Genomic DNA, 22,566 nt, shown 5'->3' with positions numbered 1-22,566 from the left:
TCCCCTATTTTTTCTTTTACTTGTTTTTTAATTATTCACAATCAGGTACTTTTTTCTTAACAGATCGAATTAGGCTTTTTACCCAAGACCCAAATAAAGGCTTCTTAGTAAGTTGAATCGAACTCTTTTGTGAATACTCAACTTCACCATCTCTTAGAAAAGACTCATGCATAGAAATATTAGTATAAGCACCTCTATACTTATGAAGGTCTGAAAAGATAGTCATATAATTTACAGTTCCATTAGTTGGTAAATCATCGATACTCTTAACTTCTGTAAATGTATAACCCTTATCTTCAAAAACTTTTAGAACTTTTTCTGTAATGTCGACACGTCCATCTAACTCAGACATAACTAAGTAGCTGTGACAGCTATCGCTTGCAAAAACATTAGAAATTAATGTTAATACTAGTAATGACTTTATAAAATACTTCATCTTAACTATCCTTATTCAAATTTATTAATCAATTCTTTCTAGGTTTACTCTTAGGCCCATTCCAGTGTTAAGATCGATTGTGATCATATCCTGAATACCCATTTGCTTCCAAAAAACTAGATCAACTTTGTGGTTTTCTTCTTCATAGATCATACAGCTGAAAACAATAGAGCCATTTGAAACACGGTCTTTTTCACAAGTTGTATCAACTTGAAGCTGACCAGCATAATTCATCTTAAGATTATACTTCTCACCTGCTACGATTTCTGTAACTTCAACATTCTCATTTCCAACAAGGGCCTGATCCATTTCATTTTGTCCCTTATAAGTTGCAGAATGAGCTGAAATTGCAGTTAGTGATAAAAGTATTAGTAATAATTTTTTCATAAATGTCCTCCATTATTTTTCTTCTTCATAAATCTGTAACTAAACAAATTCAGAATACTTCGTTGTGGAGAAAAATGTGAAAAATTGAAATATTTATCTCTATGGATAAAAAGTGAACAACGCTAACTACTGGGAATCTCGATTCGTACCCGCGCCCCTTTTAGAATTACCACCACTTCTTTGTAACATAGTCTCGTTCATCAAAAGAGACAATTTCTCCTAACTTTGGTGCCATTAACTTAAGAACGCCTTGCTGAGCATATTCATTAAGTTTCAAGATAGGATCATCCCATGTATGAAATGAGAGAGAGAAAGCACCCCAGTGAATTGGGAAGTAGTATTTTGCGTTGATATCAGCATAGGCCTTAGGCCATTCTTCAGGAAGTAAGTGTACCGCAAACCAATCAGGGTTATATTGGCCAGATTCCATATAGGCCACATCAAATGGCCCAAGACGGTTTCCAATTTCTTTGAAATGGATATCGTAGCCAGTGTCTCCACTGAAGTAGAGGTTATTATTTTGAGTCTTTACAACCCATGATGCCCACAGAGTCGTATTCTCATGGGCCTGATCTCGCCCTGAGAAGTGCTGAGCAGGAGTAGCAGTAAACTTGATGCCTTCAAAGTCCACGTCTTGCCACCAATCAAGTTCAGTAATACGAGAGTCATCAAATCCCCATCTTTTTAGATGTGAACCTACGCCAAGAGGCGTGATAATTTTGACGTCTTTCTTCTTAGCGAAAAATTTCATCGTCGTCATATCAAGGTGATCATAGTGATCATGAGAAATAATAATATAATCGATTTCTGGAAGCTCTTCTAAAGAGAGAATCGGAGGAGCAAAGCGCTTTACGAATAAAGGAACAGGTGAAGATGAACCTGAAAAGATTGGGTCAATTAAAACGATCTTTGAATCAACATTTAAAAGGATCGTTGAGTGCCCAAACCAAATCGACTTAACATGGTCAGATTTCTCCAGAAACTTTTCCATATCTGGCCTTATTGAAGGAAGCGGTTTTTCTGGATAACGTCCTCCGCCCTTTCCTAAGAATTCTATAAATTTAGAAAGGCCAAAACCATCTTTTTGAATTGGCTGCTCTTTTGTAATATTAGGTCTACGGTTAACAAAGATTTGCTTTGAAGCATCGAAGTTCTCCGACTTTTCAAATGTTCTTAATTCACTCTTATCAGGGTGGGCCCCAAGAGAAGACATAAATACAGAAGCAACTTTACTCATAGCTGTACATCCAGATAAGTTTAATAAGATAACGAATAGAAGAATATGCTTAAACATTAAGTTCCTACTTTTTTAACAAAACTAATGAAGTTCCCATTATCCTTGAAAAATCTCCAATTAGAGAAAAGAGTGAAGATCACTGTAATAATCACAGGCACTAGAAATGAGAAGACGAACGACGATCCAGTAAAGCGCACTGGAAGTGAACGATCCACAAACATCGCCGGCATAATGACTGGTGAAAACTGTGCTAAAAGTTTAAGAACAATAAAGCTTAGAAGGTTCCCAATCCCAATTGCACAAATTGTGATAATGGCAATATTAAGGCCTCCATACTTTTTGATTTGGTCCATACTCATGCCAAGAATCCAAAAAGAAGCAAAGTCGTTTCTAACTCTTGCGTAGAATATTGAAAGGCCTGAAATAATTGAAAAAGTAACGAGAACAATTGTCGCTAAAAATAAAAAGAGAACCACATTATTTTCTAAAGCAAGCGCGTAAACAAGGTTTTGATTTAACTCTTCCCAAGTTTTAAAGCTGGCACCATTTGAAGTTAAATACTGCTTAAGTTCCCCTACTTCAGCGGCACCCAGAACACTATAAACCCTAAGTTTGTTATAACGACGAGATTTAGCAATTGAAAATGCACTATAGGCATGGCCCCAAGCATGAAGCTCATCAATATCCGGGTCCATAGAATCAGTGAAGTTTTCAATCATAAGAGACTTAAAGCGTGGCAACTCTCCAAAGAACACATCAGTGTGAGCTGGCGAGATAAATTGAATCTTATCATCAAGGCCTGCGTAAATTTTTCTGGCCAAGTATGGTGATAAGAGAATCTCTTCACGCTCGGGCCAATGATCAATGGCCTGAGGCAGAACAGTTGAAGTCTCTTTTGTTAGTCCGTGAAAAATAACTGGGGCCAAATAGCCTTCAAGACGAATTAGGCCTTCAATTTCATATTCAAAAGAATACTTCAAGTTCTTATCATCTAAATAGGCCCGTGTCTTTTCAAAGCTAAGATCTTTAGGCAGATCAATAATGTAGCGGCCAAGGGTTTGTTTTCCTCGTTCAATACGATTCGTTTGCAGCCCCTTAAGAACAGACTGGACACTTAGAAGTGAAAAACTTGATATGATAAGACTCGCCAAGGCCATGATAAGTAGCCTTTGGCGAGTCTTAGCTTTAAATAAGTAATTTAGAAAGAATCTAAAAAAGCTTAGAAACATTTAATCTATAGCTCATAGAAAGTTGAATTTTCATCTGCAAGCTTATTCATAAGCGCACATGGAGTGAAGCGATCCTTACTTACACTCTCTGAAAACTTAAGCATCTCATCTCTAAGGCGAGCGATACCTTGAGTATCTGCATATCTTAGAAGACCTCCTCTAAATGGAGGAAAACCGATTCCGAAAATAAGCCCTAGATCGACATCTTTTGCTTTTGCAACAATCTTATCTTCAAGAGTTGTTGCCGCTTCATTAATCATTGGCAGAAAGATTCTCATTTGAATCTCTGTTTCACTCATTTTCTTAGATGCTTTTGGAAGCATATTCCATGCTTCTTGGTTAGGGCCAGTTGGCTTACCTTTTTCATCATATAGGTAGAACCCTTTAGCATTTTTCTTACCAAAGAATTCCTTTTCAAGCATTTGTTTGCCAATAGCATTTGAGGCCTGGCGCTCACCTAGACCATCATAGATAATTTTCGATACCTTATCCCCAACGTCAATTCCAACTTCATCAAGAAGTCTAAATGGGCCCATTGGCATACCAAAGTTAAGACAAGCATCATCGATATCTTTAATTGAAACACCTTCTTCAAGTAAGAATCCAGCTTCATTCATATATGGCATAAGAATTCTGTTAACAAGGAATCCTGGGCCATCGTTAACAACAACTGGAGTTTTCTTAACTTTAACAACCCAATCATATAGAGATTCGATCGTTTCATCAGAAACACCATCGTGTTTGATGATTTCTACAAGAGGCATCATATGAACAGGGTTAAAGAAGTGAAGACCTGCAAATCTTGAATTGTCTTCAAGTGCACTTGCCATCTCTTGAATTGAAAGAGACGAAGTATTTGAAGTTAGAATCGTATCTTTGCGAACCTTAGTTTCAGTTTCTGCAAAGACCTTCTTTTTAATATCCATATTTTCAACAACGGCCTCGATCACAAGGTCAGTGTGTTCAAATCCACGATAATCTGTTTGAGCACTAATTGATCTCATCTTGCGCTCAAAATCATCTTTAGACATACGCTTTCTTTTAACAGCACCAGCAAAGTTACTTGACGCCTGCTTAAGTCCTAGCTCAAGTCCAACTTGATTAAGATCTTTCATGATAGGAAACATGTCATTCTTGGCCATAAGCCAAGCGATTCCACCACCCATCGTACCTGCACCAAGACAAGCTCCACGGCGTAGTTTTCTTCCAACACCTTTTGCATCATCCATCTTCTTAGAACCTTCCATTAGGAAGAAGATATGACGGAGATTCTTCGATTGTTCACCAATACATAACTCTCCAAAAGCTTGTGCTTCAGAAGTTAAGTAAGATGTACGACCTTTCATAACTCCAGCTTCCATCACATCAAGAATCTTAAGAGGTGCTTGATAGAAACCTTTAGTTTTCTTTAGAACAGACTCACGTGCTTTTTGAAAAATAATTTTCTTAGTGAATACGTTATCTGTTGCAGCGTCTTGCATTTTATCCATCATGCTACGCTTATCAACTTTCTTTTTGAAATGCTTTGGCGCTAGATCAACAAGGCGCTCTTTAGCATAAATCTCATCAGCTAAACCTGCTCTCTTAGCTTTCTTAGCATTAAGTGTTTTACCAGATAGAATCATATCTAGAGCTGTTGGAAGACCTACCGCTTTTGGCAGACGAAATGTTCCACCAAAACCAGGAATTAGACCAAGCTTAACTTCAGGAAGTCCAAGACCTGTTGCCTTGTCATCACTTACGATTCTTGATTTACATGAAAGGGCAAATTCAAGTCCACCACCAAGACAAACTCCGTGGATACATGCAACAGTTGGCATTTTTAAATCTTCAATACGGTTAAAGATTGTCTGCCCAGCTTCTGCACCCGCTTGTCCATCGGCCGCCGTATGCATCGTATCGAATAACTTAATATCTGCACCGGCCATGAAACATCTATCTTTATGTGAAAAGAAGATTGCTCCATCTAGCTCTTTTTCTTTTGTATGTAGATCTTCAACAATATCTTGAAGTTCTTTAAGTGTTTCTTCATCGAAAACAGTCATCGAAGCTTCGTTATTATAACCAAAGCCGATATATGCTTTCTTATCCTTGATTTCAAAACTGATTCTCTTATATGTCATTGCGATATCCTATATTTTCTAAATTAATTACTTTTGTAAGTTCTCGATAATCATGGCACCACCTTGACCACCACCGATACAAAGTGAAGCAACACCAAATCCTGCTTTTCTCTTCTTAAGTTCATGAGCAAGAGTTACGATTAAGCGTGAACCAGTTGAACCAACAGGGTGTCCAAGTGCAATGGCACCACCATTAACGTTAAGTTTCTCAGCTGGAATTTCACCCCATAATTTATCAATACCAAAGAAGTCAGCAACTTTCTTATCAGTGAATGCCTTCTTAACAGCAATAATTTGAGCAGCAAAGGCCTCGTTAATTTCAATGAGATCCATTTGATCAAGTGTCATATTTGATCTTCTAAATACACCATCCATTGCATGAAGTGGCCCCATTCCCATACGCTCTGGCTCAAGTCCATGGAAGTGATAATCAACAACACGTGCTAGTGGCTCTAAGTTATATTTCTTAACGGCCTCTTCTGAACAGAAAAGAATTGCCGAACCACCATCTGTGATTGGACAACTATTACCAACAGTAACTGTTCCTGACTTACGATCAAAGTAAGGCTTCATTTTCGCCAGCCCTTCAACTGAAGACTCTTTTCTTGGGCCGTGATCATTCATAAGTAACTTATCTAATTTTGAACCATAGATTAGAGGAACAATCTCATCAGCAAAACGACCTTCTTCAATGGCCTTAATTGCTTTATGGTGAGATTCATTTGCATAGATATCTTGTTGCTCACGAGTGATACCAAGTTCACGGGCAAGAAGCTCTGCTGTTTGTCCCATATTTAGGCCACAGAAAGGATCTGTTAAACCTTGTTCAATTGCAATAATTGGAGAAAGGTATGCAGGTTTAAAAGTCGAAAGGACTTTTAATTTATCACCAGTTGTCTTTGCTTTCATAAGTGAAGCAAAAAGCTCAGTCATTTGCTTCCCATAAATAAGAGGCATATTTGACATTGATTCAACACCACCAGCAATCACAACATCACTACGTCCACTAGCAACTTTAATGAAAGCTTGTGAAGCTGCCTCAAGTCCAGAAGCACAGTTTCTATGTACAGAATAACCAGAAGTCTTCTTATGCAGGCCGGCCTCTAATGCAATCACTCGCCCAACGTTTGGATACTTTGCAGGAGTTCCTGTGTTTCCAAAAATGACCTCATCAACTTCATCGTCACCGATAGAAGTTCCATCCATAATATGGCGAACAAGGTAAGCACCTAAGTAAGGAGCTTGAATATCTTTAATAATAGTTCCGGCTTTTGCATGAGGAGTTCTCACTGCCTCGACAATGTAGACTGGTTTCATTGATGATTCCTTTCTTCAAATTATTTTACTTGCTTAATATTGTAAGGATAATCAGTGGCAATGAAAAGTAAAAAGGCCCCTGAGCGGAGCCTTTTTATGAGAACATGGGTTTTTTAAACAATTGTTTAGAATAAGTATGAAAGACCAACACCTAAAGTAAATGTGTCAGCATTTTCAATATTCTTTGCTTGGTCAACAAGGGCCTTCTGATTATTTGAACCATTGTATTGGGCCTCTTCTCCAAGTCTAAAAACATTCTTTTCGTATGATAGGCCAACTTGTGCGCTAAATTCTTTAGCAAAATTAACTTCTGCTCCAAGAGATGCACTACCTGATACATACTTCAGTGACTGCTTAGTCTCGTTAAAAGTATCAACTGGGTTTTGGATTTCAAATGATCCAAAGTGAATTCCAGTTCCAAGACTTAAGTATGGTTTAATCTTAGCTGAACGTGAGAAATAAAATTTACCATATCCACCAAAGTTAAACTCGTTATATGAAATCTCATCATTTTGTGAATACGAGCTTCCATTATTATAACCGTAGTAACCATAACCATAATTATTATAATTACTAAGTTCATTACCTTGAATCGTAAGATTCATAAATCCTGCGCTAATTCCAATTGAAACTCGCTCAGACATTACAGTTTCAACAGAAGCTTGGAAGTTAATTCCTGCTGTCCATTCCTTCTGCTCACCAGTAATACTCTTATACCCTGTCTCAACAGTTAACTTATTACTAAGTTCTGGCATAACAGGTTCTGCAATAACTGGGGCCACTGCTTGTACTCTAGCAGGTGCGGCCTGCTGATTATTGATTTCATCCATTGCTTTAAGCTGTCCCTCTAGGGCCTTTTGAATCTTGTTTGCAATACGCTTTTCTTCTTGTAGACGCATATCTTCAACATTCTTTCTCATCATCTGCTCGTGCTTCTCTTCTAATTGGCGACGTAGCTTCTGAATCTTGTCAGCTTGAGATGGTTTCTTTTTCTTTTTGTAGAACCCGTCGATATTAATTTCGTCAGTATGAACAACTTGATCTGTTTCACTTAGTAATGGATCGTCTTGTTGTCCATATGAGGCAGCACTAGATAGTAGAAGTGCAGCTAATACGGCCGAGTTAATCATTGTTGTTTTCATGATGTTCTCCCTGTCTCTTTTTAAAATAAATAGAGTTCAGTTTCTTATAACACATTGCGAGATATTTCTGTTCAAAAGCGAACGCTGATGAAATAATTTCATGAAAATGAAAAAAACCTATTAATATTAGATACTTAAGAGTGTCTAGCGCAGACGGAAGGTACGAAATTTATTAGCATCAACCTCATTTGTCCCATCAATACCTATGGTTTTAAGGAAACAAAGGGGATTTATGCTCCCCTGCTGACATGCTTCGGGGTCGGCCTTAAAGCGTGCATCAAGAGTTTTAAAGACAGCAAATAAGATAGAGATCACTGCTACTAGAAGTAACATATACTCAACAGCGGTTTGGCCGCGTTGGGAAAGTAGAATGGATTTCTTATCACTGTTATTCGTCATCATATATATGTTTTAAAGTCGCGGGCCTCTAATAAAGTCTGTGTAATTCCTAAATTATTCTTCTTCAGAGGTCCTTGGTAGTAGACCCCTTTTACTGAATCATATTTTCCACTGTCGGCCATTCTAAACTTAAGGTTAATTCTTGAGCTCGAATTAATCACACTATGATTACGAAGCATACAAGTTTCATTTGTTAGTCGACCTTTAATAAGAGTGTCATTTTCATCAATGATATCGTTGGCCAGTAGAAATTCATGCAACTCCTGCTCACAGAAATCATATTTAAGGCAGTCATCAAATTGCTTAAAGATTTTTATTTGGCAAGTTTCGTCTTTTAAAATCTCTTTTCTAATGAGAGCGATATCTCCACCAAACGAGTTTTCACTAAAGTGATAATAGTCTGCACTAATGAGATTATCACTTAGTTTGTAATCTAATTTTACACAGCGATAAAGGTCAGTGATATTGTGAGAAATATTTAACTTGTCTAAATTTGAACTAAAGATAGCAATTTTCTGCGGGGCCACAACTCCAGTAAATGAAGAGAGCTGGACTGCCCACGGCCTTTTACTTGCAAAACTAAACTCTTCAGCAATATCTTCAAAGCTATTACCACCAAGACTTTCAATCGTTTTCGTGGCCTGCTCTTCTTTATTTTCTTGCCATTGAAAACGGTAGCGTGGCGACAACATGAGAATAAAAAAGTAGATACTTTCAAGGTCAGAGAAAGTCTGTTCTAGTGTCTTTGTATAGACACAACGAAAGCAGCTCGTAAATTTCTCAAGCTCTTTATTCTCTCTGAGGTGCTTTTTAAAAAGAGCATAAATATCATAGATATAATTTGGAAGATCTGAGCGCAGAGTGCTTACAGTCACCTGATGAAATGTCTTATAACGACACAGAGACTCTCCAAGGCGCTTAATTGAAGAAGTAAAGTCTTGATCGAATTTTTCCTGATCAACGTCTTCGATTCTTAGGCGATTAATAAATTCATTATAAAGCTCAGGGAAATGACGACAAACTTGTGAGAAGTTTAAAAAAGGGCTTAAGCTAGCACATAACGTTTGCTTGCCATTATATCTTAAATAAAATGGTGAATGAACAAATGAATCCTCATCAAATATATTCGTTTCTAACTCTAGGTCTTCTGCCCATGCCTTTATAAAGGCAAGATCTAGTGGCCCAAAGAATTTGAAATAAGGGTCACTTGCCTTAATTCTCTTATCTTTTAGATAAATGGCACCAAAGCCACTTTTTAAAATTTGAGTGGCCGTTAAGAAACTGGCAATATTATTTCCAATAACAAGGGTATTAATTTTTTTATTCATATGTAGATATCTTAATTTGTTAATAATGCAATTAGCTTACGCTTAGCCATTTCGCTTTCTTCAATCATATCAGAAATCAACTCATTGGCCATCTTATTGCCACTTGAAGTCTGCATGATCTCAAAACCATCTTTCATTTCATTAATGGCCCCAACTTCGACACCTGATTTAACAATCGTGTCATACTCAGTGGAGCGCTTAACATTTGGCCCACAAAATATCTGGGCCCCAGCGACAAAAGGCTCAAGAACTGAATGGATTCCTTTACCATGTCCACCTCCCACAAAGACTTTTGAGAAGTATGGGTAAATCTCACAAAGAATGCCTCTTAGAGTACAGATAATTAGTCCTGGAGAGGCCTTGAAATAATCTAAGAATTCATCAAGCTTACCACCATCAATAGTCTCCTTAGTTAACATGTGAATAGGTAGCTCAGGACAATGAGTTTTAACAAGTTTAGCAAGATGTTCAACATTATCTTCCTTTAAAACATGTGGGGCCATAAAGACAAAGAGTTCACCGGCCATCATTTGCTGGCAAAAGCGAGTGTCTTCAAAGAAGTCCATCTCATTAGGCCAGGTCTGGGCCAAGCAAATTCTTTTGTCATAATCATATAAAGATAAAACCTTATTTAGTTCATCATATAAAGAGTGCTTTCTAAAGAAGTGTTGGCGAGCATTGATTTGTAGCATCCTAAGCTCGATCGGGCGCACTAGCCTATCCTCATCAATATCCTTTTTAATGACCTCATAATCCTCTGTTGTCGCACAAATGATTTTTGAAAACATCGAGTAAATATAGCCTTTGACTCTCGGTAAGCGAATCTGCTCTAAAGGGACTTCTTTCATGCGAGAGCTCTTAACTGTTGCAGAAAATAAAATAAACTCTTTCATTTTAGAGCCTAAATAAAGAAGCTCTGGAAAGAAGTCATAGCGAACCATCATCATCTTATTAGCGCTAGACCATGCGATAATATTTTGGCGTGAAAGAAGTGGAAAATAGATCATTAAAGGCAAGCGTAGGTAGCGAATATTTTCACGATTAGCTTGATAGTAGTCCACTACTTTATGTTCAACACTTGGTGAAGTAAAGATTAACTCAATATTCTTCCCTAACGAAATTAACTCGTCACTTAAGGGCCTAATCTGCTCAAACTCTCCCTCACTAGAAAAGTGAAAGACACAGTGGGCCTTTTTGCCAAATCTCATAAAGGGCCTACAACCTTCATCACGATAATTTCGTCTTTCAAATGAAATTCGATCGTAAAATGGCCCTACTTTAAGGAGGTAAAGCACAATAAAGACAGGATAGAGTGCGACTCTGACAATTGCTTGAATAAGAAAAATCAATAACATAGGTATATTATAATGAGGTTTTCCCTAATATTGAAGCCAAAATAAGGTCCATTTGACACCAAATTAGGTAAATCAACATATTTTTCTGACATGTTCTTACAAACTGAAATATTACATCCCTAAATTACAATCATTTGTTGCAATTCAATAAAAAAAATTCGATTATCTTTAGTCTATAAAAGAAAGAGGGAGAAAAAATGGGAATTTTAAAGGGAGCATTTATTGCATTCGTGGCAGTGAGTACGATGGCCGCAACATCATCGACTTCAGTATCAGTGCCATCTTCAAGCTCAACAACTTCAACAACTGCATCATCTACTGACGCAGCAACAACTTCAGAAGCATCGACAGGAACTTCTTGGTACCAAAAATTAAAGGACTCACCTTTTAATATGCAATACCTTGTTGAAGGTTCAAATAACTTTAGAAAATCAATCAATGGTTACAGTTTCTATAACTACCTGTATCTTGGATATAATATTAATAAGTCTTTTGCTGTAAAACTCGTTCCTTACTGGCAAACTGACTTCACAAAAGCACAAGAAAACAAAGATGGAAGCCGTACAATTCACCAACAATACGGCGCTACTCAAGCTCGTCTCTATGTTAAGAATATCCTAACTGACGAAAAGCACGGTTTTGATCTTTATGCACAAACAAGATTTTACTGGTACCCGAAGGCCACTCAGGAAAATTCTGGATACGATGCAAAAGCTCGTCTATACCTAATTGGTGGAAAGAAAATTACTGATAACTTCAAGATTGGAACTTATGCATTCTACGAAAGCTATATCAGAAATACTGGGACTTCAGGTTTCGTAGAAAATTACTACGCAGCAGTTGCTCCTACTTATTACATCAATGATAAGTGGTATACAGCACTAACAATCGACTACTACAGAACAAAGAGAAAGACAGGTAATAGAGAGAGTGAAACGCTTTCTGTTTCGCCAGAAGTTGGATACTCATTCCCAATTTGTTCACTATCAGCATCACTAGCTCTTGAGCCAGTAGATTTCAGAGGTGAAGATCCAGACTTCGTTGATGGAACTCTAAAGAATGCCTCTTTAGTTGTCTCAGCATTCTTCCCAGTTTTTTAATTTATTACTCCATTTTAAATACTTACAAAGCCGACCTTATGAGTCGGCTTTGTTTTTTTAAGTCTTTATTAAACTACAGGCAAAAATTTCCGATAAACCACATAGAAAGTGATTAATCTAATCAGGGTTTGAGGAATTATGGCCACAAGTACAAAGAAAAAGATTACTGAATACCTACTGACGAAAGAACAGATTTCAGGGGGTCTCTACGAACCTAATGAAGTCTACTTTATCAAAGATGGTGACAAGGAACTTGGACCGTTTTGGCAAGAAGATCTAAAAGAGTTTATCGAAGACTACTCTCTCTTTAATCAATCTGTATTTGTTAAGAGTATGCTTGAAGAACAGTGGAGTATGATTACGGCACACCCACTCTTTCAAAGAAGAAAACCTGAAATTATCAAAGAATTCCAAATTGATGAGGACGACCAATTTTTCATCTTAAAGAATAATAAAAAAGATGGGCCATATAAGAGCAGTGAAATCATGGCCATGCTCGACTCACTTGAGCTATTATACACAGACTTCATTTCTGTTGATCAAGGGCAAAGTTGGGGAACGATTCATGAATTTGAAGTCTTTGATCGAAGAAGTCGTTCAAATGAAAGCTTACCTGACTCACCTCAAGGTCATATTTTCAAAAATTCAATTCTTGATGCAGACAAGGCCATGGCCCTAGCAAAGAAAGACTCTGATGATCGTGAATTTATTTACGACCTGGCCTATATTGGAAATCAAAAACTAAATCCAAATAAGGCATCGATAGATGACTTTGAACAAAAAGAAAAATCAGATCCTGCGACAATGATGCGTCTAGGAACATTTGCGGCAAGCTTTGTGCTAGTAGTTGCAGTCTTCTTTGTCTTTAGCAAATTATCAGGAACACCAGATACTCCTGTAGCAAAGGCCAAGAAAACAACAAGAGTTCAAACAAAGCGCACACCTGCTGCACAGGCACAGAAAAAGGCACCATCGAGAACAACAAGAACCGTTACTAAGAAAAGAGAAGTACCTAATGCATTCAAAAAGAAATCAAGACCTAAGCGTCAGATTTCAAAAGGTAATGATCCAATTGGAAAAGCAGAATTTCTGGCCGACAGAAAGATGAAAGATGCCGTGATGGACCCGGCCGATCTTCCACCAGAAGTTATCTTTGACGATGCAAACGAAGCGTTGGAACTAGACCCAGTACGCGAGAGAATCTCAAAAGAAACATTTGATCCTCAAGAGCAGGAATTGAATAATTACGATGAGCTTGATGCGGCACGAGAAATCGTAGATGAATATCTTGATCGCTCACCTGCAGCGGGGTCAATGCCAGACGATGTTGACGGCCAATATGACGACTTTACGCCAGAAGATGCAGTAGAAGGTGAACAATTCTAATAGGTTGCCTCCATAAAAATTAAAAGAATATGTAGTCAATAATTGATTATTTATGTTACTTTTAACCTATGGAACACACTAAAGATATCTCACAACTAACTAATGTTTTTCGCCAAGCGGCCTTCCCTGGATCATTCTTTTTCAGCTTTGAAGGTATTGAAGGCTCAGGAAAATCAACTCAAATAGTAAAAATTAAAGACTACCTAGAGGATAAAGGCTTTAACGTTATCGTTATCCGTGAACCAGGTGGGACAGCATTTGGAGAAAAATTAAGACAAGCTATCTTAACTTCAAATACTGAGCTACACCCGGCCGCCGAAGCTCATCTCTTTGCTAGTGCTCGTGCTCAAAATCTACACGCACTTATTCTAAAAGAGTTAGAAACACCTAATACAGTTGTTATTTGTGACCGTTTTCTTGATAGCTCTATCGCCTACCAAGGTGTTGCCCGAAAACTTGGACCGGAGTATATCTTAAATATCCACTCAAGCTTTCCTTTAAATATTGTTCCTCATAAGACTTTCTACTTAAGAATTGACTTAGAGAAGTCACTTGAGAGACAACGCTTAAGAAATATGCCTAAAGATTATTTTGAATCACGTGACAATAGCTTCCACCAAGATCTTATCGAAGGTTATGACTATTGTGCTCAGATCTTCCCAAAACGAATTGCAACGATTGACGGAAGTGCACAACTTGAAGTCGTGACTCAAAAACTAATCGAAGAAATTGAAACGATTATAAATGGATAATAAAGATATTGCATTTAATGCACTATTTGCGCGCTACAAAGAAAGCAAGCTTGCCCACTTCTACACTCTCCAAACTGGAGGACACAGTGAAGTTTCTAAAAAAGACACTCTACTTGAGAAATGGGCAAATGACTTCATCGTCAATATTCTAGCTTATGAGAATGGCTGGGAAATTGATCATGCAAAAGAAGTCCTAGAGCGTGGGCATGAAGATATTCTCTTTGTTTCCACTGACCAAAAAACCTATAAAGTAACAGATGACAGTATCGAAGAATTCTTTAACTTCATCCGCTTTAGGCCATCTAAGCTCAAGTATTCATTCTCAATTTTTAAACAATCGCAAAAGATTACCCAAATCTTAGCAAATAAGCTTCTAAAGACACTCGAAGAGCCACCAGAGGGCCATATTTTTATCTTCATTAAGTCTAATGATGAGAAAACTCTGCCAACAATAGATTCTCGAACAATCAAGATCAATATTCTTGGTAAGACAGACTCACAAAACGAAGTAACGCAAGAGCTAAGCTTTAGAGACTATGTCGCTAAAAATTGTGAAGATGAACAATTGGTCGAGATCCTAACTAAAATCGAGCGCAATAATTTACAATTAGATGAATTAAGAGAGCTAATTAAAGAAGGCCCTACGCGTGAGGCCAATATTCACCACCTTATTGCATCACATATCAATCAAAGCAGTAAATATAGCATTGAAGACGCTCAAATTTGCCTTCAGGCCACCAAAGACTCAACTTTCGAGATACCATTTAATGGCTCATCAAAATCACGCCTAGCACGCCTGCTTCAACTTGTGATTTAATGCAATTTGGCTAGACATAAGCTACCAATAATACGACAATTGAAGCTACTCAAAAAAAATTGATGGGACAAAATGACGAACCAAGATCAGCAAGATATATCTGAATCACGTGACAATGATAAGTCAGGTGATAAGAAGAAAGTTAATAAATTCAATAAGCACGATGACAAGCTAGCAAAAGAGCAAGAAGGTAAATTCGAAGAAGGTCAAACTCTGACAATGGTAAGAGTTCGCTTCCCAGGAAATGCTAAAAGCCAGCCTTTCTTACTAGGTAAGAGAAAGTTTACTTACGGTCAGAAAGTAATTGCGATGAGTGACCGTGGTATGACAGTTGGTTATATCAACTCTTTCCCATATGAAGTCACATTTGATAAGTCGATGCTTCCAATTCGCTCAATCTCTAAAGTGGCAACACAGGAAGATATCGACGAACAAAAAAGCTATATGAAAAAAGAGAATGAAGCAGAGATTGTCTGTCTTCGTCTCATCGAAAAATATAATCTTAATATGAATCTTACTCACGTTGAGTTTATTCAATTTGGTAAGAAGGCCGTTTTCTATTTTACAGCACCAGAGCGTGTGGACTTTAGAAACCTTGTAAAGGACCTCGTAGCAGAAATCAAAATGAGAATTGAGCTACGCCAAATCTCAGTACGAGATCGTGCCGCAGCACTTGGTGCAACAGGGGCCTGTGGCCTTCAAACTTGTTGCTCATACTTCCTAACAAATTACGGAAACGTTTCCATTAAAATGGCAAAGAATCAAAACCTTGCCCTTATTCCTTCAAAGATCAACGGTGTCTGCGGACAAGTAAAATGTTGTATCAAGTATGAAGATGATGTTTACACAAATAAAAGAGAATTCCTTCCAGGTGAAGGCTCATATATTAGAACGAAGAATGGTGATATTGGTAAGGTTTTAAAGCTACATATTCTACTAGAGCAATTTGAAATGCTTACAGATAGAGGCTATATTCGCCGCTATTATAAGAACCAATTCGATAAGAGACGTTGTCGTCCACCTAAGGACTGGAGCTTCCCTACTGAATTTAAGTCCATCACAAAAGAGACTTCAACAATCATTGGTATTGAGGAATTAGAAGAAGAGCTACGCCTAAGAAAGCAGGCCTTCCTTCAAAGCCTAAATGATGATAGTGATGAAGATGAGGATGCGCACGAGTTATTTGATGATGAAGACAGCAGCAACGATGACGATGAGGAAATTGAAAAGATCCCATTAGATTCGACAGAAGATGAGTCAGATAATATTCCTAAGCAAAAGGTAGAAAAGAAGCGTCATAATAATAATCGTCCTAGAAGACGTCCAACGAATAGACGTAACGACAAAAAGCCTGGCCAACAAGACGCTAAACCAGACACAAAGCAGGAAGGCAAGCAAGACGGAGGTCAAGAAAGGAATCAAGACAGGCCTCAAAATAAGAACCGCAACAGAAATAGGAACCGCAACAAACCAAAGAGCGGAAACTACCGAAAGCCTTCAGGTGATGCCAAAGGTAAACCTGAGTCTTCAGGAAATAAAACTAATCAATAATTCTTTTTAAAGAAGTATAACAGCGATGGTGAGGGAATTGATTTTCCCTCACTATTTCTAGCTGAGAAATCCCCTTTAAATATTTGATATTCAACATCTCATCTCTCGCGTCGACAATCACGCGTGCCCTACACTTTGCTATATCAATATCCTCATTTAAGTTAAGTATTTCACGGTAAACACCTAGTTCAACATATGAACGTGCACGCGACTTTAAAGGAGCAAGCGAGAGAATCGGCAAATGATTTAAAATACCCCTAGCAGATACCTTCACAAACTTGGCCATTATGTTAGGAGGATAGAAGGCCGGGGCCATATAGATAAGCTTATTATCTCTTATCTCTAACTCTTCATTTTGAATGGCCCATTCAATTAAGAGTGCAGCAAGAGAGTGGGCAACAACGATACTTCTTGAATTGTTTTTAAAGATCTTTCTTATTTTCTCTAGGTCCTGAGTAAGATTTGGGCGCATTTTCTTATTAAAAGAAAGAGAAAGAAATTTAACATTTGAGTTTGAAAAGATGAAAGATGCCGGGGCCTGATTAAGCCCCGGTATAAAGATAATCGGATCGCGATTATTAGAAGTCACAATTTCCAGGTGTTCTTGGGAATGCAATAACGTCACGGATATTACTCATACCAGTGATATACATAATTGCTCTTTCAAAACCAAGACCAAAACCAGAGTGAGGTGCTGAACCAAATTTACGAAGTTCTAGATACCACCAGTATCCTTCTTTCTCCATTTCCATTTCGTCCATGCGCTTAATTAGTTTATCAAGGTCTTCTTCACGTTGAGATCCACCAATTAGCTCACCAATACCAGGAACAAGAACATCCATGGCACGTACTGTTTTCCCATCATCATTTTGCTTCATATAGAAGGCCTTACAATTTTTTGGGTAATCAGTTACGATAACAGGTGACTTAAAGTGTACATCTGTTAAATATTTTTCGTGCTCAGTTTGTAACTCTTCTCCCCAATTAGTTGGGAATTCAAATTTCTGTCCACAAGCTGATAGAATATCAATTGCTTCAGTGTAAGTAATTTTCTTAAACTCACTATCACGCACGGCCGCGAGAGTATCAAAGTGAGATGCATCAACATCTGTAAAAGGCATCTTATATAAGAACTCTAATTCCTTTTTACAATGAGTGAAAGCATAGTCGATCATATACTTAATATAGTCGGCCGCAAGCTCTGCTACATCTTCAAGATCAGCAAAAGCAACCTCTGGCTCAATCATCCAAAATTCAGCAAGGTGACGTTTTGTATTTGAGTTCTCAGATCTAAAAGTTGGTCCAAATGTATAAACTTTACCAAGCCCAAGAGCATGACACTCACCTTCAAGCTGGCCAGTAACACAAAGAGAAACATCTTTTCCGAAGTAATCTTTAGAAAAATCAACTTCACCTTTATCTGTCTTAGCAGGGTTTTGCTTATCTAGAGTTGAAACGTTAAACATTTCCCCAGCACCTTCACCGTCAACAGCTGTGATAATTGGTGAGTTCAGGTAGAAGAAGCCTTTCTCATTGAAGAAATTATGTGTTGCCATGGCAAGAGCGTGGCGCACACGAAATACTGCTCCAAATAGATTTGTTCTTACTCTAAGGTGAGCAATATCTCTTAAGTGCTCTAGAGATGTTCCCTTCTTTTGTAGAGGGTATGACTCATCAACAGCACCAATAATATCACCTGTTACGGCCTGCATTTCGATTGTCTGTCCCTTACCTTGTGATTCAACAACTTTCCCTGTGATAGAAACACAAGTACCAGTTAGCATCGTTGATAGGGCCTCGTAATTTTCAATACCAGCATCAGCAACAATTTGTAGAAGATCTTGCGAAGATCCATCATTTAAAACAATAAATGAAAACTTCTTAGACTTACGAACAGAGCGAACCCATCCTTTAACAACAACTTCTGTCCCGATGTAATCACTTGCACGATCAAATAATTCTTTTAATTCAATACGCTTTAATTGTGTCATTTAAATACCTTCTTATAAAATATCTTTTAAGATTGATTTCGTTTCTTCTTTTTCTAGTCTTGGCCCGTATTGAGTCACAAGTTTTGCAGAACAAGCACAAGCTAGTGTTCCTGCTTGAGAGAAGTCTAGGCCATTTGTGATTCCATAAAGGAATGCACCAGCAAATAAGTCACCGGCACCGTTTGTATCGATCGCCGAAACACTTGGAGCGGATACGTTAACTCTCTCACTTCCATTATAAAGAAAAGCACCTTTTGCACCAGCAGTAATAGCAAATGCATGAGAAATTTCTTTAAGCGCCTCAAAGGCATCTTCAATCGAATCTTTTTCAGTAAATGATTTAGCTTCTTCCTCGTTACAAAAAAGAAGATCAAGTTTCTGTTCACCAATCATTTCCTTGAAACCATCTTTGAAGAATCCAACAATTCCTGGATCTGAAAAAGTTAGCGCAACTTTAACATCATTTTTACGAGCGAAATCTCTTGCTGTTTGGCAAGCAGCAATTCCAGCGGCACCTGTAACAAGATACCCTTCCATATATAGCCACTTACTATCAGCTAGCATTGAAAGATCAAGTTGCTCATCAGAGTAAGTTGCTGTCGTTCCTAGAAACGTATTCATTGTTCTCTCTGCATCTTCAGAGATCATAACAAGACACTTTCCAGTTTCACCGTCATAAAGGCCATTTTCAATATTTGATTTTACACCATTTGCTAATAGGTCATTCTTATAGAACTCACCTGTTTCATCTTGTGCAACTTTACATGAGTAGAAAGTTTTTGCACCCAGTTGAGTAGCGCCAATAATAGTATTTGCAGCAGAACCACCACAAGCACGAGAGTGACCAACATTGCTTCCCTTCAGGGCCGCAAGAAGGTGATCTTGTCTCTCTTTTTCAACAAGAGTCATTAGTCCCTTTTCAATCAGGTGATCAGCTAAGAATTCATCCTTAACTTTAAACTCCATATCGACAAGGGCATTTCCCATTCCATATACATCAAAATTCTTCATACTTAATCCTTTATATTTATGACTCTTTTCTTTTAAAAATTAACTCATTATTTGCTTCATCAAAGTCAGCATATTTGTACCCAGCAGAATCAAATGTCTTTAGGCCTTCAATATCCTTAATCTTATTTTCGATGATAAAGCGTGCCATCATCCCTCTGGCCCTCTTAGCATTGAAAGAGATCACCTTATATTGGCCATTCTTAAAATCTAAGAAGCGTACGTTAACAAGTTCAGGAACAAGTTTGTCTTTTTTTACACTCTTGAAATATTCTTCAGAAGCAAGGTTGACGAGATATTTTGATTTATTTGCCTTAGCATCAGCATTGATCTTCTCAACAATCTTTTCGCCCCAAAAATTATAAAGATTAGTTAGGCCTTCTCCATTAATTCGCGTCCCCATCTCTAAGCGGTATGCACGTAGTTCATCAAATGGTGAAAGTATCCCATAAAGTCCAGATAAGATCTTAAGGTGTTTTTGAGCATAGTTAAGCTCACTCTTTTTAAGTTCACTTGCATTTAGACCTTGGTATGTATCACCTGCAAAGCTAAAGATTGCAGCACCGAGGTCAGCAGTTTTCTTAAAATTATTAAAGCGATCAACATTTAGGTCAGCAAGGGCCTTAGATAATTTCATCATTTTTGAAAGATCAGCACTTTCAAAATTTGCCATCTTTGTGGCAAGCTGAGTGGCCTCTTTCATAAAAGCAGGTTTCTCAAGATTAACACCTTGAGCAACACTGATTTCTGAGTGATCAAAATTAAGTTTCTTCGCTGGAGAAATAACGATATCCATGAAATTCCTTTAATTTGAGTTTGTGTTACTAAGCGCTTGAAATAATAACAACAACTTTATTAAAAGACTATGATTTCTTAAGATAATTAAGGAAGAAAGTAGCGCTCGTAGCGAGTTGATTTACCTGTGTAGACAACCTTTTGATGCTTACAATCAGCAGGTATCTTGACCTCACTTGCCTTGATTGGTCTCTTTAAGCAAACTAAAGAAAATTTGGCACATAAAGACCATAAATACTGATCCTGATCCACGTCCTTGCCTACTAAATCCTTGAAGACTTCCATCTCTTTTCGACTTAGTGCACTCTTGGCCTTTGACTTTGTTATTTCATACATTGGGTCATAGAAGCAACGCTCAAAACCAACAGGAGTCTCTGCAATGGCGGCCTGTCCAAAATTAATCTTCATATGGTTTTTAAAAATGAGTCTAATCTTTTCATTTTCACAATTTAAGGCCTTTTGATAGGCCCAAAGAGCAAGTCCAAAAACATAAGGATTTCTTTCAAAACACTCCAACTGGCAGCCAAAACTAAGAAGCAAGCAGGCATCCTTACCTGTGCCTAAAGTCGCATCAACAACTTTATTATATTCAATATCGCCACCCTTAAGCTTCAGGGCACGAAAAAGTGGCTCTTTTGTCACAGCATAATTTCTCTTCAAATGAGTTTGTAAATCCCCGGACCAATCAAGCTTAAGAGATGACTCTCTGTGTGGATCAAAGAGGCATAGTTCATCATCTTTCCAAGTTAAATAAACACCACTTAGCGATGCGCTCGAGTTATGTAAGTGATACGATAACTCATGACTAGGGAGCTGTTGCAGATAATTGCGCAGCGCTTGATTCAGAGATTCTAATTGAATATCTTTATCAACTGCGTCTTCTATTACAATATCAATTTTAGTCTTTAGTGAAGTCTCATTCATATTAAAATCAAGTAGATGGCCTGTTCTTTCTATGCTATATATACTTTTCGTAAATACATACTTTAGAATTAATTTATCTAGATATAACACACACGGAGAACAGATGTCACACACACAAGACGTATCAAACTCAACTATTGAGAAACTTGGTTTTGACCCAAGAAATTTAAAAGTAAACTCTGGTGATCTGAATCGTGAACTTGCAAAGAATTATATCAGTGCAAGTGATGAAGAAATTAAACAGATGTTAAACGAACTAGGTCTAACGACACTAGAAGAACTATTCGCTCATATTAAAGACGATGTGAAATTCTCATCGAAGATTCCTCTAAAAGCAGGACTTAGTTATGACGAACTTGTTACTAACCTTGATGAATTATCAAAGAAGAATAAAATCCCAACAAACTTCTTAGGTGACGGACTTCCTCAATTTAAGATTCACGAGATTGTTCCTTACGTTTGTAATATTAGAGGACTAACAACGGCCTATACACCATATCAACCTGAAAGATCTCAGGGGACACTAAATACACTTTGGATCTATTCAAGCGCTATTACAGCACTGACAGGTTTTGAAGCAATTAACGCTTCCCTTTACGAAAGATCAACTTGTCTTTTTGAAGCTCTTAAAACAGGTGTACGCCTAGCACGTAAGAAAACAAAGGTCTTAGTAAGTGAAGCAATCTATCCACAAGACAGAAGTGTTTTAGAGACAAATGCCGCTCACACAGGGCTTGATATTCTTTGGGCACCAATTAATAAAGAAAGTGGTTTAACTGATTTTGATAAGGCTAAAGAACTACTTGAGGCCGATAAAGAAATTGCAACATTTGCTTTTGGCCAAGTAAACTCACTTGGACTACTAGAAGATGTTGATGCCTTAACTGACTTATGTCGTGATAACGAAGTATTCTCAATTGCCATCATTGATCCTATGATACTTGCTAAAGGTGGTTTAAAGAAGCCAAGTGAATACGGAAGTGACAAGGCCGGTGCAACGATGATCGTTGGCGAGGGACAACACCTTTGTCTAGACGCCAACTACGGTGGCCCAGGACTTGGGATTTTCGGAATTCGTTTTAACGATGCTAATAAGAATCAAATTCGCCAAACTGCTGGACGCTACGTTGGTAATGCAGTTGATATGAACAACCAAGAATGTCTTGCAATGGTTCTATCAACTCGTGAGCAACATATTCGCCGTGAGAAGGCCACAAGTAATATCTGCTCGAACCAGTCATTTGTTGCTTCAATTGCAGGTGCTGCACTTTTAGCGCTTGGAGATGAAG

20 protein-coding genes and 1 pseudogene are annotated in these 22,566 nt (G+C 37.8%); 6 read left to right on the top strand and 15 right to left on the bottom strand.

Features of this window, described 5'->3' with window-relative positions; genetic code table 11:
• Positions 1 to 31: 31 nt before the first annotated feature.
• The 10 genes from ABMA79_RS11795 to ABMA79_RS11750 form a co-directional block, all read right to left on the bottom strand.
• Positions 32 to 436 (bottom strand): hypothetical protein, encoded by a 405-nt coding sequence (locus ABMA79_RS11795; RefSeq protein ID WP_393092777.1) that lies wholly within the window; start codon positions 434 to 436, stop codon positions 32 to 34.
• Positions 437 to 460: 24 nt separating this feature from the next.
• Positions 461 to 823 carry a hypothetical protein gene (locus ABMA79_RS11790; protein ID WP_393092774.1) on the bottom strand — a complete coding sequence of 121 codons (363 nt, stop codon included), beginning with the start codon at positions 821 to 823 and terminating at the stop codon, positions 461 to 463.
• A 166-nt stretch (positions 824 to 989) separates the two neighbouring features.
• Positions 990 to 2,117, bottom strand: a complete 1,128-nt coding sequence (locus ABMA79_RS11785) for an MBL fold metallo-hydrolase (RefSeq protein ID WP_393092772.1) — start codon at positions 2,115 to 2,117, stop codon at positions 990 to 992.
• Positions 2,117 to 3,289: an ABC transporter permease gene (locus ABMA79_RS11780; RefSeq protein ID WP_393092770.1), complete on the bottom strand. Its 1,173-nt coding sequence runs from the start codon at positions 3,287 to 3,289 to the stop codon at positions 2,117 to 2,119. Before ABMA79_RS11780 ends, ABMA79_RS11785 begins: the two co-directional genes overlap by 1 nt.
• Positions 3,290 to 3,294: 5 nt before the next feature.
• Entirely contained in the window at positions 3,295 to 5,412 is a 2,118-nt protein-coding gene (locus tag ABMA79_RS11775; RefSeq protein ID WP_393092767.1) for a 3-hydroxyacyl-CoA dehydrogenase NAD-binding domain-containing protein, read from the bottom strand.
• A 27-nt stretch (positions 5,413 to 5,439) separates the two neighbouring features.
• Complete coding sequence (locus ABMA79_RS11770) at positions 5,440 to 6,729, bottom strand: thiolase family protein (protein WP_392860613.1); 1,290 nt, start codon at positions 6,727 to 6,729, stop codon at positions 5,440 to 5,442.
• A gap of 125 nt (positions 6,730 to 6,854) precedes the next feature.
• Complete coding sequence (locus ABMA79_RS11765) at positions 6,855 to 7,871, bottom strand: hypothetical protein (protein WP_392860612.1); 1,017 nt, start codon at positions 7,869 to 7,871, stop codon at positions 6,855 to 6,857.
• Positions 7,872 to 8,015: 144 nt separating this feature from the next.
• On the bottom strand, positions 8,016 to 8,273 hold the full coding sequence (locus ABMA79_RS11760; protein WP_393092764.1) for a hypothetical protein: 258 nt from the start codon (positions 8,271 to 8,273) through the stop codon (positions 8,016 to 8,018).
• Positions 8,270 to 9,598: a hypothetical protein gene (locus tag ABMA79_RS11755; RefSeq protein WP_393092761.1), complete on the bottom strand. Its 1,329-nt coding sequence runs from the start codon at positions 9,596 to 9,598 to the stop codon at positions 8,270 to 8,272. Before ABMA79_RS11755 ends, ABMA79_RS11760 begins: the two co-directional genes overlap by 4 nt.
• Positions 9,599 to 9,609: 11 nt before the next feature.
• Positions 9,610 to 10,953, bottom strand: coding sequence for a hypothetical protein (locus ABMA79_RS11750; RefSeq protein WP_393092758.1), 1,344 nt, complete (start codon positions 10,951 to 10,953; stop codon positions 9,610 to 9,612).
• A gap of 197 nt (positions 10,954 to 11,150) precedes the next feature.
• Here ABMA79_RS11750 and ABMA79_RS11745 point away from each other — a divergent pair, with 197 nt between their 5' ends.
• The 5 genes from ABMA79_RS11745 (at position 11,151) to ABMA79_RS11725 (ending at position 16,559) form a co-directional block, all read left to right on the top strand.
• Positions 11,151 to 12,053: a hypothetical protein gene (locus ABMA79_RS11745; protein ID WP_393092755.1), complete on the top strand. Its 903-nt coding sequence runs from the start codon at positions 11,151 to 11,153 to the stop codon at positions 12,051 to 12,053.
• A gap of 138 nt (positions 12,054 to 12,191) precedes the next feature.
• Positions 12,192 to 13,439 carry a hypothetical protein gene (locus tag ABMA79_RS11740; RefSeq protein ID WP_393092752.1) on the top strand — a complete coding sequence of 416 codons (1,248 nt, stop codon included), beginning with the start codon at positions 12,192 to 12,194 and terminating at the stop codon, positions 13,437 to 13,439.
• A gap of 68 nt (positions 13,440 to 13,507) precedes the next feature.
• Complete coding sequence (gene tmk / locus ABMA79_RS11735; protein WP_393055564.1) at positions 13,508 to 14,191, top strand: dTMP kinase; 684 nt, start codon at positions 13,508 to 13,510, stop codon at positions 14,189 to 14,191.
• Positions 14,184 to 15,008: a hypothetical protein gene (locus ABMA79_RS11730; RefSeq protein WP_393092749.1), complete on the top strand. Its 825-nt coding sequence runs from the start codon at positions 14,184 to 14,186 to the stop codon at positions 15,006 to 15,008. Before tmk ends, ABMA79_RS11730 begins: the two co-directional genes overlap by 8 nt.
• A 72-nt stretch (positions 15,009 to 15,080) precedes the next feature.
• Positions 15,081 to 16,559, top strand: a complete 1,479-nt coding sequence (locus ABMA79_RS11725; protein WP_393092746.1) for a stage 0 sporulation family protein — start codon at positions 15,081 to 15,083, stop codon at positions 16,557 to 16,559.
• Here ABMA79_RS11725 and ABMA79_RS11720 read toward each other — a convergent pair.
• The 5 genes from ABMA79_RS11720 to ABMA79_RS11700 form a co-directional block, all read right to left on the bottom strand.
• The gene (locus ABMA79_RS11720; RefSeq protein WP_392860598.1) at positions 16,549 to 17,184 is read right to left on the bottom strand and encodes a hypothetical protein; all 636 of its coding nucleotides are present in this window, start codon (positions 17,182 to 17,184) and stop codon (positions 16,549 to 16,551) included. The genes ABMA79_RS11725 and ABMA79_RS11720 overlap by 11 nt on opposite strands.
• Positions 17,138 to 18,550, bottom strand: coding sequence for an asparagine--tRNA ligase (gene asnS / locus ABMA79_RS11715; RefSeq protein ID WP_393092743.1), 1,413 nt, complete (start codon positions 18,548 to 18,550; stop codon positions 17,138 to 17,140). Before asnS ends, ABMA79_RS11720 begins: the two co-directional genes overlap by 47 nt.
• A 12-nt stretch (positions 18,551 to 18,562) precedes the next feature.
• Positions 18,563 to 19,561 carry an adenosine kinase gene (locus ABMA79_RS11710; RefSeq protein WP_392860595.1) on the bottom strand — a complete coding sequence of 333 codons (999 nt, stop codon included), beginning with the start codon at positions 19,559 to 19,561 and terminating at the stop codon, positions 18,563 to 18,565.
• Between the two features lie 16 nt (positions 19,562 to 19,577).
• On the bottom strand, positions 19,578 to 20,354 hold the full coding sequence (yaaA, locus tag ABMA79_RS11705; RefSeq protein WP_393092740.1) for a peroxide stress protein YaaA: 777 nt from the start codon (positions 20,352 to 20,354) through the stop codon (positions 19,578 to 19,580).
• Positions 20,355 to 20,440: 86 nt separating this feature from the next.
• A complete protein-coding gene (locus tag ABMA79_RS11700; protein ID WP_393092737.1) occupies positions 20,441 to 21,277 on the bottom strand; it encodes a class I SAM-dependent methyltransferase in 837 nt (278 codons plus the stop codon).
• A 103-nt stretch (positions 21,278 to 21,380) separates the two neighbouring features.
• Between ABMA79_RS11700 and ABMA79_RS11695 the strand changes: the two are divergent.
• A pseudogene (locus tag ABMA79_RS11695) lies at positions 21,381 to 22,566 on the top strand (glycine dehydrogenase); the annotation flags it as partial.

This window comes from Halobacteriovorax sp. HFRX-2_2 (assembly GCF_043196705.1).
Classification (GTDB): Bacteria; Bdellovibrionota; Bacteriovoracia; order Bacteriovoracales; family Bacteriovoracaceae; genus Halobacteriovorax_A.
The sequence above is the reverse complement of the archived record's forward strand: the minus strand, read 5'-3'. Positions and strand labels throughout refer to the sequence as shown.